The sequence below is a fragment of the Bradyrhizobium sp. LeoA1Lang genome (assembly GCF_055413685.1).
Genome location: NZ_JBVAPG010000112.1, coordinates 1 through 12,490, shown reverse-complemented (window position 1 = coordinate 12,490; position 12,490 = coordinate 1). Strand labels below are relative to the sequence as shown.

Genomic DNA, 12,490 nt, shown 5'->3' with positions numbered 1-12,490 from the left:
CGCGCACCAAAGACCAACCCTCAGGTGTGTGGTAGGAACGGAGTGAGTTCGCTTTCCAGTCGCGGGCGATCCAGTAATCCAAGCTTCACCGGAACATCATAAAGCCGGCCCGGTGCGAAGCGGCGATAGAAATGCCGCAAACCTGGAACGAGCACTCTGACGACGGGGACCTCGACGTCGGGCCGCGTCTGGTCGAGCACTAGGAAATCGTATCCGGCGCCGGTGGCGATCTCGACGCAGGCATTGACCTGGTCGCGCGTATTGTCGTGAACCTTAAGGCTCGGCGCCGGCGGGACGATCGGATTGTCGCTGGGGATCAGGAACGGATAATCTTCCAGGCGCAGCGGCGTGACACCGTCAAGCGTCGGCTTCTCGCCGCTTCCACCGCCCATCATGCCGATTGACATGAACTGGGTCAGCTCGGTGAGGGAACGCAGCAGGGCTATGCGGCGATCGAAATGCGCGCCGGAACCGAACTCGATATTTTCGTGCCCGTTCTGCATCCAGTGCGTGATTGCCACGTACGCGGGAATGCCGAGATCGCTGGTGATGTCGAGCACCCAAAGCCTGCGTCCGGCATCGGCAAACTGGGCTTGCAGATCCTGCACATAGGAATCGTCGAATTGCTTGAGGTCGACTTCGGCACGCTCCAGCCGGTTGTACCACCAGATGGCATAGGCATCGCGTTCGACCAGTTCGAGGAAGCCTTGAACGATGGCTTCCTCGCGGGTGTTACCGGCCGCGCATCCGTTGGAATCGGTATGGAAGCCGCCATAGAAGAAGTACAAGAGGCCGGTCGGAAGATATTTGAAGCGCTTGTCGCGTAACGACCAGACCGGTGACCACTCGGTCTTGGTCGACGGATCGAGCGGCTCAGGAACCGGATGTGAATCGTCCGGTGACGGGGCATGTCTGCTTTGAAACTGTGTTTCGCTGAAAAGCTGGACGTCGTTGGGAAGAACGGCGTCCCCGGGAGCGAAATCGATAAAGCGGCGCTCCGTCGTGATCTCGTCACCCTGGAAAATGCCCGAGTAGCGCTCGATTGCTTCCATCAACGCGCTGGCCTCGCCCTGCTCGGCCGTGGAGCCCTTGCCGAAGCTGCCGCCGCTCAGTCCCGATCTGAGCTGGTCGATGCTTTGGGCCGGCGCAGAGAAATTGTGGTAGGCGTAGAAATTGGTGTTCATCGGCAGATCAGCCTCGATCCGCTCGAGCCGCGTCACCACGCCGGTCAGCGGGCTTACATGTTTGCGGAAACGCGCAACCGTGGCTCGAGACGTCACGGTGCGGTATCCGCCGCTGGTCATGATGAGCTTTCCGCCCTCGGCAATCTCGATCGGCGTCGCCGCCCGGCGCGGACTCTGCAGCTTCTTGCTGCCGCAGGTGGGACATTGCGGGCGCCGCGCGACATAGTGCTTGGCGATGACCGCACCGGTCAGGTCGAAGCTTGCAATGTGATCGCGCAGATCCGTGCGAAAGCCGGAGGCAATCGCTTTCGCGATTTCGACGGCAGCGAAGTGGATGGCGGTCTGCCCGATGGTGTCGTTGACCAGAGGCGATACGGCGACCGCACGCGCCAGTCCGCGGTCGAGAAACCCCTTGATCTCCCGATTGCGTATCATGCGATCGAACAGACACGTCCAGCAGGCACTCTCGCCCGGTTTGAACACGGGTCCGACCAGCGGAAACACACCCGACGGCTGCACCAGCAGCCAGGGCGTCTTGTCGGCTACGCGCTCGCGGTTCATCTCAGCCAACCGCCGGTCAAGATAGTCGTTCACCAGCGTGATCACGAGCTTAGGCGAACGCTTGGCGAAGTGAACGCCGAGTTTGCTCAAGGCGGCGGTAAGTTCGCTCGCGCCTTTGACATCGATCGATTCCACCTGCACCGGGCAATCGCGGAGATTCTGTTCCGCGAGTTCGAGAGGCAGGCCGAGGCTCGCCCAATATCCAGCGACAGCGCCTGCGAATCCGTGCGATGCTGCCGTCACGACATATCGGCGCTCGAGCAGCCGCTTGATCGCTTCCTCGATCTTGTCGGGCGGGAAGCTCTTCGAAAGCTGGCGAATGAGCTCCGGCGCCGCTCTTCCATTTTTTCCGATCGCCGTGGCCAGCGCGCAATAGAGCTCGCCGTGCAGGAAGAATTTGCGATCCTCGGAATAGAGGCAGACCGCATCGGGAGGAAGCACATAGGCGGTGAAGTTTGGCGCGAACCGCAAAATGTCTTTGCGGGTCTGTTTCGCAACAGAGGTCTTGCGATTGGCTTTCATCGGGTCAGCACGCGGATTCTGTTGCCTGTCATTTCAGATCGCCCGCGCACGGCGAGCCGCGAGCGTTGTAATGAAAACAGAAAATGGTCGGGTCGATCGCGAGCCCGGCCAATGAAATCGTGGCTTGTCGGTACACAATCAGGAAGCGCCGCAGCCTAGCACCAGCGGCACCGACCCCAGGATGCGCAGCAACCCGCGCAGGCTATCCATGGCACTCCTACCCCTATTCCAATGCCACAGCCACCACATCCGAAGCCGCATCGGCAGGATCTGCATCCACAGCCTCCGCAGCCGCGACAACCACCGCATCCGCGGAAGCCACCGCATCCCCGGAAGCCACCACATCCACGGCAGCCTCCGCAGCCGCGCTGGGCTAGCTGCACGCCGCTGCCGAGGTTTTCGTTGTCGAAGAGATGGAAGGTGGCGAGGCTGACGTCGGCAAGTTCCTCTTCACCGAGCGTGATCATCAAGCCAGGTGAGAAATTCGGCCTCTGTTGAACGTCGCCCGTTGGTACGGCCGCTGCCGATGCGCTCCCCGCTAGCGAAAAAGTTAGTCCGGCGACTCCTAGCGCCGGTACGGCGGTTTTGGTTACTCGCCTCTTTTTCGAAGCTTGCTTCACCCGCGCCATGGTCGCATCCTCCAACGTTGCAAGAAGGATCTTCGTTTAAGTGATCCTACGCCGAGCAAATAAGGCAGGCAAGATTGATGCACACACGAAAATGTAACGACACTCGTTCAGATAGCATTCATCTTCATGAACGAAGTCGCCGCATTTTCTTCGATCGCAACGAAGGTCCGCACCGCAGCGCGGATTGCAACGCGCGCGACTTGATGCAGTGCGCAATCGTCGCCAGGCTTGAGCGGAGAAATTGGCTTGATCAATCAACTCGGACATTTCGCCTGGTATGAACTCCTGACCACGGACGTCGCGGCAGCAGGTGCCTTTTATGGCGAGGTCGTTGGCTGGGGTGTGAAGGATGCGTCGACCCCCGAACTGACCTACACGGTGCTTGCTGCCGGCGACGTTCCGGTTGGCGGGCTTATGGATCTCCCGGAAGAGGGGCGGCGATTGGGGGCGACGCCGAGATGGGTCGGCTACGTCGCAGTCGATGACATGGATGCGACAACCACACAGATCAGGCGTCTTGGAGGCGCTATCTTGCTACCGCCAACGGGCAGCAATATCGGCCGAATTTCAGTGGTCGCCGATCCGCAAAGGGCGACCTTTGCGCTGGTCGCTGGGCTGACATATGGCCAACGGCAACCCGTCGGGTTGGACGAGCCCGGGCGTGTGGGCTGGCACGAGTTGCTGGCTGAAGACCGGAACAAGATCTTTGATTTTTACGGCGAACTTTTTGGCTGGCAGAAGGCCAACGCTGAAACCGATCCCACAGATTTGTATCAATTGTTTTCGGCGGCCGGACAGACGATCGGGGGCATGCTCACCAAGCTTCCGAGCGTGTCGCAACCGTTTTGGCTTTATTATTTCAATGTCGACGACATCGGCGCGGCTGCCAAGCGCGTGAATGCTGGCGGAGGCCGGATTCTCCAAGGGCCGATCGAATTGCCTGATGGCTGCTGGATCGCGCGATGTGTCGATCCCCAGGGCGCGCTGTTTGCGCTGCAGGGTGCTCGGGGTCAGAAAGTCGCCGAGCGGCCCTCCGCCTTGGAAGTCGGTTGGTCCGCCAAGTGGGGTGGCGTTGTTTCCCAGGGCAGGATGGTGCTCCCCAAGCCGAAGCGTTAGATTCTTGTTTTGACGCGTTTTCTTCACGCGAACCGGTGTCCACTTCGCTCGAAAACGCTCTAATTCATCAGAAATTTGTAGGCGACGATCAGAGCCACCATGGCTGCGAAAATTAGCAGGGCCGGCACGGATTTTCGGACGGCTGGCCTGTCGGGGGCGGACGCGGCCAGCCGAGCGGGCTGTGGCTTACGCTGTCCCTGCGACCGCACGGCGCCGTCATCCACTGACGTCACGAGGGCTTCCATTTCTGGCGCCGGGCCAAGGCCGCCCATCTCGCTATAATAGCTGGCGTAGACTTCGCGAACCGCCACCACCTTCGACTCGGCCTCGCTCATCCGCTCAAGCCTGGCTCGATAGTCAAGCAGGAACGCTTGCGCATTTGGAGGTAAGTCATCGAAGCTACCGAGCTTGGCCATCATGAGCCAAGTGGCAAAATCCGCCTCAGCTTTGTGGCGGGCTTTTCGGGCGATGCGGGTGCTCGGGCGTGAGGCCATAATTTTCTGACCGATTTGCAGCGCAAAATCGTGGGCATTGATGGCGTTCGTTGGACGGTTCGCTCGGATGTGCGAGTTGTCCAGGCTCGCGTCAAGCACCTCGCTTTGGGTTCTTTATGTGCAGGCCGCGCCGGCCGGCAAAACCCGGCTGCTGGCGACCAGCCAGCCAACGCGGCCCTGCCACCGGGCTCATCGCGCGGACAAAGGGACGAAATCTTCCTGGCGCCGCGGCTGGTCGATACGGCCGCGGAAGACAAATAGTCCCTTGTTGGTTGAGACGATGTCGCCGGTCTGCAGGCTTTCGTCGTTGAGCACGCGCTCGGTGGCGATGAGGTCGGGATCTTCGGGAATCGGCATGTAGAGCTCGGGGTGCTCCCGCCTCTCGCGCGCGACTTCCCGGGCCCTTCTTTTCGCGTCCTCGATCCTCTGCCGCCACGCGTTGCGGGATATTTCGGGCTGCAGCAGACCATCATCGGTGGCGCTGGCCGCGACATCTTCCTGAGCCTGGGAGAGGCTTGCGCCATCAAGGATGCTGAGCGCAAGGATGATGGTGGCCGCCGCCTTCAATCCGCTCATCCTGCTGCCACCGCGCGCAACCGGAGATAGGTGCGCCTTAATATACGCCGCCGCTATGGCCGCCGCTTCCCCGCACGCCGCTTCGAGAAGGAATCGCGCGCCGTACGCCTAGCGGTGGCGAGGGTATCTGGGTCGGTACGTTGGGCGTCGCGGTCGGACGCGCAGGCTGCTGAGGTGGATTCACCGTGAAGACCTGGTTCGTGCTCGGGGTCGACGGGTCTCTGACCCCCTGCGCGGCAGCGGCGCATGGGATGATCAATACAGCCGCGAACAATAATACGCCCTTCATCGCTTTGCCTCCTGAGCGACGAGAAACGCCTAAGCCCGCCTACGGTTCCCGCGATCTAATATCGCGGGAGTGCGACAAGTTTGCCGTCCCGGTACACCCGCTGGACGGCCATGCCCGCCGGCAGGCTACCGGTTGCAACGTTGCGGATCGCCGTGGGCCGTGACGCGCTCTGACCTGTCTGCGCCTTCTGCGCGCGCTGCGAAGCCGACATTGGATAATTCGGCGGATCCTTGATGCCCTGCGCCAGTGCCGGCTGCATCAAAACTACTGAAAGACAGAAAATTGGCAGGACGCCGCGCATATCAAGTACCGATTAAAGAATGACTCCCCGGAATGTTGCAGGTTTTCCGGCAAAAGCAAGCGCCTTATGTCCATCCGTCCTCAGGCGGACGGTGGCGGCATCCACAGATCATGCATCGGACTTTGAGGTCCGCGCTCTTGCTGCTAGGCAGAGGGAAGATGTTTGATCGATTGCAATGACTGCTTCCGGCGACCCGTCTGACACTGCACAAAATTCGGCGATGAGGGCGGAGTTCATTCGCATTCTCTCCGCGCGGGTGCAGTCCGTCGCCAATGATCCGGCGCAAATGCGTGAGCTGGTCTATGAACTGGCCCGCATCAGGCTGCTCGAGCAATTCGGACATGGCGACGCCAGGCATTCGCGGCAGACCATGGAGGTGCTCGAAAGCGCGATCGGCGAGGTCGAACGCTTCTCTGCCGAGCGAAGCCAGGAAGTCGTACCGCCCGCGTCGCCCACCAGCCCAGGCACGGCCAAGCCACAATTGCCGCAGCGCCCGACTGCGGCGCCCTCTCCCTTCAACCAATCAAAACGATCGGGCGTCTTCGGTACGGCCATTCGGCTGGCAGCGGTATTCCTCGTTCTCGCGATCGCTGGCGCGGCCGTCTTCTACTGGCCATCGGCACGGTCCAGTATTGCCGCGCTCCTGCACCGCCCCCCGCCCGCGCCGGCACAGAGCGCGCCTCCCGCGCCGCGTGAAACCGCGCCAATCGAGCGTCCGCAGGCAGCGGCCGAGGCACCAGCCGCTCCCCCTGCTCCCGCGGCCGAACACAGGTTTCCGCTTCCCAGCACGTTCGGCGTTTTCGTCCTGAGCGACGGGCAACTGCAGGAGTTGAAAGTGCTGCCGGGCAAGGTCCCGGACCGGCGGGTGGCCATTTCGGCCGCGATCCCGACGCCGCCCCAGACCAGCGTTCCGGGCGGAGATGTCAAATTCATTACGTTCAGGCCGGAGTTGGGTCCGGATTCCGCCGGCCCGGTCGAAGTTCGCGTCGTCGCCAAGGTCTCGCGCACGATGGGTGTCGACAGCACCGGCACGGCGAAGATGACGCCAGGCGGGGACTCCTGGGTTATTCGCAGCGCATCCTTTCCGTTCAAGATCGGTCCCGTCGACGACCAGCCCAAGATGCTGCTGATACAACCGGAGAATGACGGCCTGGTCCTGTCACCCGGCCGATACGTCCTGGTCGTCAAGGGGATCGGATATGACTTTTCGGTGTCGGGACAGGTAACCGATTCCAATCAATGCGTCGAGCGCTTCAACGCCGCCAACGGCGCTTTCTATTCGCCCTGCCCGACGCGCGAGCAAAAGCCTTCCAAGCGTTGAAAGGGATTGCAAGCGTTGAAAGGGATTGGCTACTTCGCGTCCTTCGCAGGTTCGGCATCCATCTTGCCGCCGTTCGCGACGCACTTATTGAAGAATTCCCGCTGATCCTTCCCCGTCCCCTTGGCGCTGCCGGCGGCCGGGTTGCCGATCTGGCGCGGAGGAAACGTCTTGGCCACCAGGGCATCGCAGGCCCGCGCAACCTCGACGGAAATCGCATGCGCCTGGGTATTGCATGCGCACAAGACAACAAAAGCAGTGATCAAGCCGACGAGATTAGCCCTGGCCATCATAGCGCAACCCACGTGTCTTACCGGTCCCGGGACCGGTTGAAATCTGGTCAACGGTCAGCGCGTTCTTGGTCCAGCGCCACGTCCCATGAGTGGCATATCAACTCCGAAATCGCCACGCAAACGCGCCAAACTGGCACGGCGGGAAGCCCGGCTCGATGACACCCCTAAAATAATACCGTCAAATTAATCGAAGCAATAAATATTCATATTATATTCGGCTTTATTTTTATAATGAAATCGGATTATTTATAACCCGCTTCATATTTAAATCGGATTGACCATGAAGGGCATTATCCTCGCCGGTGGGACGGGGTCGCGCCTCTACCCGGCGACGACGGTGGTCTCAAAGCAGCTCTTGCCCGTCTTCGACAAGCCGATGATCTATTATCCGCTGTCGACGCTGATGCTGGGCGGCATCCGCGACATCCTGATCATCTCGACGCCGCCGGACAAGCCGCTGTTTCAGCGGCTGCTCGGCGACGGCAGCGAGATCGGCGTGCGTTTTTCCTATGCCACGCAGGAGACGCCGCGCGGACTTGCAGACGCCTTCATCGTCGGCCGGGAGTTCATCGGCACAGATCCCGTCGCACTGATCCTGGGCGACAACATCTTCTACGGCCACGGCCTGCCGGAGATGCTGTCCGCGGCCTCGCAACGCAAGAAGGGCGCGACGGTGTTCGGCTATGTCGTGAAGACGCCCGAGCAATACGGCGTGATCGAACTCGACGGCAGCGGCCGCGCACTCTCGATCGAGGAGAAACCGAAGCAGCCGAAGTCCAACGTCGCCGTCACCGGGCTATACTTCTACGACAACGACGTCGTCGACATCGCGGCCAAGGTCAGGCCATCGGCGCGCGGCGAGATCGAGATCACTGACGTCAACAATGCCTATCTCGCGCGCGGCGATCTCTATGTCGAGGTGCTCGGCCGCGGCTTTGCCTGGCTCGACACCGGCACGCACGCGTCCCTGGTCGATGCCAGCTATTTCGTCCAGATCCTCGAACAGCGCCAGGGCCTGCGCATCGCCTGCCCCGAGGAGATCGCGCTGCGCCAGGGTTACATCTCGCTCCAGGCCTTCGCCAGGGTGGCGCAGAAGACCGCCAAGAGCAGCTACGGCGAATATTTAATGTCGGTTTATCGTTCTTTCGAGCATTAGAGGCAGCTCATCATGCGTTTCAAGGGCTCGACCATTTTTGTCACCGGCGGCGCGGGTTTTATTGGTTCCGCCGTCGTGCGTCATTTGCTGCGCGACACCCATGCCCGCGTCGTCAATATCGACAAGCTCACCTACGCGGCGAACCCCAATTCGCTGCCCGGCGCCGCTCAGAACCTGAACTACAGCTTCGAGAAGCAGTGCATTTGTGATGGCGCAGGCCTTCGTCGTCTGTTCGAAAAATACCAGCCTGACGCGGTGATGAACCTCGCCGCCGAGAGCCATGTCGACCGCTCGATCGACGGCCCCGGTGAATTCATCCAGACCAACATCGTCGGCACCTTCACCATCCTGCAGGAAACACTACGCCATTGGCGCACGCTCTCGCCCGAGAAGCGTGAGCAATTCCGCTTCCTGCATATCTCGACCGACGAGGTGTTCGGCTCGCTCGGCGACGACGGCTTTTTCACGGAAACCACGGCATACGCGCCGAACTCGCCCTACTCCGCGAGCAAAGCCTCCTCCGACCATCTGGTGCGCGCCTGGCGCGAGACCTACGAACTGCCGACGCTGGTCACCAACTGCTCGAACAATTACGGCCCCTATCACTTCCCGGAAAAGCTGATTCCGCACATGATCATCAAGGGTTTGGCCGGCGAGCCCCTGCCCGTCTACGGCGACGGAAAGAACATCCGCGACTGGCTCTATGTCGAGGACCATGCGAAGGCACTCACGCTGGTGCTCGAGCGCGGCGCGGTCGGCGAGACCTACAATGTCGGCGGCCGCAACGAGCGCACCAACCTGCATGTGGTCGAAACCATCTGCGATCTCCTCGACGAGATCGCACCGCGCGCACAAGGCGCCCGCCGCCGCGACCTGATCACCTTCGTCGCCGACCGTCCCGGCCACGACCGCCGCTATGCCATCGACGCTTCCAAGCTGGAACGCGAATTGGGATGGAACGCGCTGGAAACATTCGAGAGCGGCATTGCGAAAACGGCGCGTTGGTTTTGTGACAATCGTCCCTGGTGGCAGGCCATCCTCGATCGAGGCTACCAACGCGCCCGCATCGGGCTGGGATAGGCCCAAACCCCGCAAACGGGCTGGGGATTGCCTTTGACCGTCATTTGGTCATCATGGAAATGGTTCAGCTATGACCGTTCAAGTCACAGCGTGACGCATCCACATGCGCCTTGCGGTAGGCGATCCACTTAAGAAGAGCTTTCAGGATCCGATATGCGAATAACGATGGTGGGCACGGGTTACGTCGGCCTGGTCTCTGGCGCGTGCTTTGCGGACTTCGGGCATCAAGTCACCTGCGTCGACAAGAACGCGGAAAAGATCGCAGCACTCAAGCGGGGAGAGATTCCGATCTTCGAACCGGACCTTGATCGGCTGGTGGAAACCAACGCGCGGTCCGGACGGCTGTCGTTCACGACCGACCTCGCCGATCCCGTCTCCCATTCCGACGCCGTTTTCATAGCGGTCGGAACCCCGTCGCGACGGGGCGATGGTCACGCGGACCTCAGCTATGTCTACGCGGCGGCCCGCGAGATCGCGGCCAGCCTCAAGGATTTCACGGTGGTCATCACCAAATCGACGGTTCCGGTCGGGACCGGCGACGAGGTCGAGCGACTCATTCGCGAAGCCAATCCCGACGCCGACGTCGTGGTCGCCTCCAATCCCGAGTTCCTGCGCGAGGGCGCGGCTATCAGGGATTTCAAGCATCCCGACCGTATCGTCGCCGGCACGGACGACGAGCGGGCCAGAAAGACGATTTCCGAGATCTATCGTCCGCTCTACCTCAATCAGTCGCCTTTGATGTTCACCGGCCGCCGCACCGCGGAGCTGATCAAGTACGCCGCCAACGCCTTCCTTGCGACCAAGATCACCTTCATCAATGAAATTGCCGATCTTGCCGAGAAAGTCGGCGCCGACGTGCAGGAGGTCGCGCGAGGTATCGGCCTTGATAATCGCATCGGCACCAAGTTCCTGCACGCCGGCCCCGGTTTCGGCGGATCGTGCTTTCCGAAGGACACGCGGGCCCTGATCAAGACGGCACAGGATTATGAAGCGCCGATCCGCATCGTCGAAGCGGTGCTGGCCGTGAATGAAAACCGCAAGCGCGCGATGGCGCGCAAGGTCGTCTCGGTGCTTGGCGGGTCGCTGCGCGGCAAGACCGTCGCGCTGCTCGGCCTGACCTTCAAGCCCAACACCGACGACATGCGGGAGTCGCCATCGATCCCGCTGATCACGGCCTTGCAGGATCTCGGGGCAAAGATCAGGGCCTATGATCCGGAAGGCATCGAACAGGCCCGCTCCGAACTATCTGACGTCACCTATTGCGACGGCCCGTATAGTTGCGCCGAGGGCGCCGACGCGCTGGTGATCGTGACCGAGTGGGAGCAATTCCGCGCACTCGATCTGGACGGCTTGAAGCAGAAGATGGCCAATCCGGCCATCGTCGATCTCCGCAACGTCTATCGGCCGAGCGACGTCATCGCCCACGGATTCAAGTACGAAAGCGTGGGCAGACCGACGCCGTCGGCGAGCTAAAGCGTGATGGCTCTGTTTGAATCTGCGGGTGAACGCAGTTGCCACTGCTCGTCCGTTTGTTAGAGCATGATCCGGAAAAGTGTGAAGCGGGTTTCCCTCGCGACAAACGCGAAGCGTTTGCGCGGAGATCATGCTCAAACAATAACCTAAAGCGCGATGACGATTCATCTTCATCTCGTCGCGCTTTAGGAGGTCCGCGGGGACTTGCGGCGCAGTCCGGTCACGGTCAGCCACACCGCCGAAATCAAAAAGTAAAAGGCACCCACGGCAGCATAGCCCGCCAAGTTGGCGATTGACGGCGGCGTCGGCAGCCGAGCCTGCGCGATGAAGAAACCGCCCGCCACGGCTGACTGGCCGCCACTAAGCACCATTGCCCATTGTGCGCCATAACTCTTCCACCGCCGGACTGCGGTGCCAAGTTGGAGCAGTCCAGAAAGAAGCGCCCACGCACCGAAAACCCCGACCACCCAGTTCATGCTCATCCGCAAAGCCAGAAAGACCGCTACCGTCGTCACAAAACTCACGAGGACATTGAGAGCCTGCGTGCGATTCTCACCCAATCCGCCGCTGCGCGATGCGTCGACATAATTGGCCGCCGCGTCCCACGCAGGATAGGTCAGGAGAAGGATCGCTGCGATCGACGAGGACTGTTGTCCGACCGTGAACGCCGCAGCCACCCAGGCTGCGGAGAATGCGGTTCGGGCAAAGTAGTAGACCTTCAGCCATTGCTCTTGCTTGCTGAGGGCGGAGTGTGCTGCGCGGACTGTCATCTGCTCTCCTCTGGACTAGTTGTTCATCGCAGTGATTTTGACGTTTTGATACCGAGCCATTCGAGGATGGGCAAGTTTTCGGGTGGCAAGAGGATCTCGATGCTTCGTGCGACGCCGGGCTGGCGGCGAATGAAGCCGTTCCGTTCGAGGGTGACGATCATCTGGTGGACTGACGGCGGGCTGACGCGGAAATGGCGCTGGATGTCGGCCTCGGCGGGCGGCTGTCCGAACATGTACGAATAGGTATGGATGAAAGCGAGATAGTGACCCTGCCTCTCGGTCAAGTTCGCGCCTGATTTTTGACTCATCGCTGGATTCGTCCCGGCCTCCGACAAGGAGGCGAAGCATGAACATACGTTATCGGGTCGAATTGAGCCAAGCCGAGCGCGACGAACTGACGGCGATGCTCGGCGGCGGCAAACATGCCGCCCGCAAACTCAAACGGGCGCAGATTTTGCTGGCGGCCGATGCCGGCAGCTGCGACGCAGAGATTGTCCGAACCGTCCGGGTCAGCCTTTCCACCGTCGGCCGGACCAAGCGCCGCTTCGTGGAAGGCAATCTGGAGCGGGCCTTGAGCGAGGAGCCGCGTCCGGGCGCAGAGCGCAAGCTGACAGGCAAGGAAGAGGCCTTGCTGGTGGCGACGGCATGCGCCAAGCCGCCCACCGGACGCAAACGCTGGACGCTGACGCTGCTGGCCGACGCGATGGTCAAGCTCACCGATCACGACA

At 61.2% G+C, this 12,490-nt stretch carries 12 protein-coding genes; 6 read left to right on the top strand and 6 right to left on the bottom strand.

The window, feature by feature from the left end; genetic code table 11:
• Positions 1 to 20: 20 nt before the first annotated feature.
• Positions 21 to 2,267, bottom strand: a complete 2,247-nt coding sequence (locus tag ACZYOF_RS29930; protein ID WP_463718016.1) for a TOMM precursor leader peptide-binding protein — start codon at positions 2,265 to 2,267, stop codon at positions 21 to 23.
• A gap of 875 nt (positions 2,268 to 3,142) precedes the next feature.
• Between ACZYOF_RS29930 and ACZYOF_RS29925 the strand changes: the two genes are divergently transcribed.
• Entirely contained in the window at positions 3,143 to 4,012 is an 870-nt protein-coding gene (locus ACZYOF_RS29925; protein ID WP_463718015.1) for a VOC family protein, read from the top strand.
• Positions 4,013 to 4,071: 59 nt separating this feature from the next.
• Here the strand turns inward: ACZYOF_RS29925 and ACZYOF_RS29920 are convergent, their stop codons facing one another.
• Together ACZYOF_RS29920 and ACZYOF_RS29915 are read right to left on the bottom strand one after the other, a co-directional pair.
• Positions 4,072 to 4,506 carry a hypothetical protein gene (locus tag ACZYOF_RS29920; RefSeq protein ID WP_394569142.1) on the bottom strand — a complete coding sequence of 145 codons (435 nt, stop codon included), beginning with the start codon at positions 4,504 to 4,506 and terminating at the stop codon, positions 4,072 to 4,074.
• 189 nt (positions 4,507 to 4,695) lie between these two features.
• The gene (locus ACZYOF_RS29915) at positions 4,696 to 5,082 is read right to left on the bottom strand and encodes a hypothetical protein (protein WP_245476699.1); all 387 of its coding nucleotides are present in this window, start codon (positions 5,080 to 5,082) and stop codon (positions 4,696 to 4,698) included.
• 960 nt (positions 5,083 to 6,042) lie between these two features.
• Between ACZYOF_RS29915 and ACZYOF_RS29910 the strand changes: the two genes are divergently transcribed.
• A complete protein-coding gene (locus ACZYOF_RS29910; protein ID WP_463718014.1) occupies positions 6,043 to 6,993 on the top strand; it encodes a hypothetical protein in 951 nt (316 codons plus the stop codon).
• A 29-nt stretch (positions 6,994 to 7,022) separates the two neighbouring features.
• Here ACZYOF_RS29910 and ACZYOF_RS29905 read toward each other — a convergent pair whose 3' ends face one another.
• Positions 7,023 to 7,169 (bottom strand): hypothetical protein, encoded by a 147-nt coding sequence (locus ACZYOF_RS29905; RefSeq protein WP_245476837.1) that lies wholly within the window; start codon positions 7,167 to 7,169, stop codon positions 7,023 to 7,025.
• A gap of 394 nt (positions 7,170 to 7,563) precedes the next feature.
• Between ACZYOF_RS29905 and rfbA the strand changes: the two genes are divergently transcribed.
• The 3 genes from rfbA to ACZYOF_RS29890 all read left to right on the top strand — a co-directional run bounded on the left by rfbA (position 7,564) and on the right by ACZYOF_RS29890 (position 10,992).
• A complete protein-coding gene (rfbA, locus tag ACZYOF_RS29900) occupies positions 7,564 to 8,439 on the top strand; it encodes a glucose-1-phosphate thymidylyltransferase RfbA (RefSeq protein WP_130584238.1) in 876 nt (291 codons plus the stop codon).
• Between the two features lie 12 nt (positions 8,440 to 8,451).
• Positions 8,452 to 9,519, top strand: a complete 1,068-nt coding sequence (gene rfbB, locus ACZYOF_RS29895) for a dTDP-glucose 4,6-dehydratase (RefSeq protein ID WP_463718013.1) — start codon at positions 8,452 to 8,454, stop codon at positions 9,517 to 9,519.
• Between the two features lie 153 nt (positions 9,520 to 9,672).
• Entirely contained in the window at positions 9,673 to 10,992 is a 1,320-nt protein-coding gene (locus ACZYOF_RS29890; protein WP_463718012.1) for a UDP-glucose dehydrogenase family protein, read from the top strand.
• A gap of 185 nt (positions 10,993 to 11,177) precedes the next feature.
• Here the strand turns inward: ACZYOF_RS29890 and ACZYOF_RS29885 are convergent, their stop codons facing one another.
• Together ACZYOF_RS29885 and ACZYOF_RS29880 are read right to left on the bottom strand one after the other, a co-directional pair.
• A complete protein-coding gene (locus tag ACZYOF_RS29885; RefSeq protein ID WP_463718011.1) occupies positions 11,178 to 11,762 on the bottom strand; it encodes a DUF308 domain-containing protein in 585 nt (194 codons plus the stop codon).
• A gap of 23 nt (positions 11,763 to 11,785) precedes the next feature.
• Positions 11,786 to 12,046 (bottom strand): LexA family protein, encoded by a 261-nt coding sequence (locus ACZYOF_RS29880; RefSeq protein WP_463703335.1) that lies wholly within the window; start codon positions 12,044 to 12,046, stop codon positions 11,786 to 11,788.
• A 62-nt stretch (positions 12,047 to 12,108) separates the two neighbouring features.
• On the opposite strand from ACZYOF_RS29880, the gene ACZYOF_RS29875 reads away from it, so the two are divergent.
• Positions 12,109 to 12,490 (top strand): helix-turn-helix domain-containing protein (locus tag ACZYOF_RS29875; protein ID WP_463718010.1); only part of this gene is annotated, 382 nt, incomplete at its 3' end.

Coding starts and splice junctions, on each gene's coding strand:
- ACZYOF_RS29930 (WP_463718016.1), bottom strand. CDS start 2,267: ATGAAAGCCAATCGCAAGACCTCTGTTGCGAAACAGACCCGCAAAGAC.
- ACZYOF_RS29920 (WP_394569142.1), bottom strand. CDS start 4,506: ATGGCCTCACGCCCGAGCACCCGCATCGCCCGAAAAGCCCGCCACAAA.
- ACZYOF_RS29915 (WP_245476699.1), bottom strand. CDS start 5,082: ATGAGCGGATTGAAGGCGGCGGCCACCATCATCCTTGCGCTCAGCATC.
- ACZYOF_RS29910 (WP_463718014.1), top strand. CDS start 6,043: ATGGAGGTGCTCGAAAGCGCGATCGGCGAGGTCGAACGCTTCTCTGCC.
- rfbA (WP_130584238.1), top strand. CDS start 7,564: ATGAAGGGCATTATCCTCGCCGGTGGGACGGGGTCGCGCCTCTACCCG.
- rfbB (WP_463718013.1), top strand. CDS start 8,452: ATGCGTTTCAAGGGCTCGACCATTTTTGTCACCGGCGGCGCGGGTTTT.
- ACZYOF_RS29890 (WP_463718012.1), top strand. CDS start 9,673: ATGCGAATAACGATGGTGGGCACGGGTTACGTCGGCCTGGTCTCTGGC.
- ACZYOF_RS29885 (WP_463718011.1), bottom strand. CDS start 11,762: ATGACAGTCCGCGCAGCACACTCCGCCCTCAGCAAGCAAGAGCAATGG.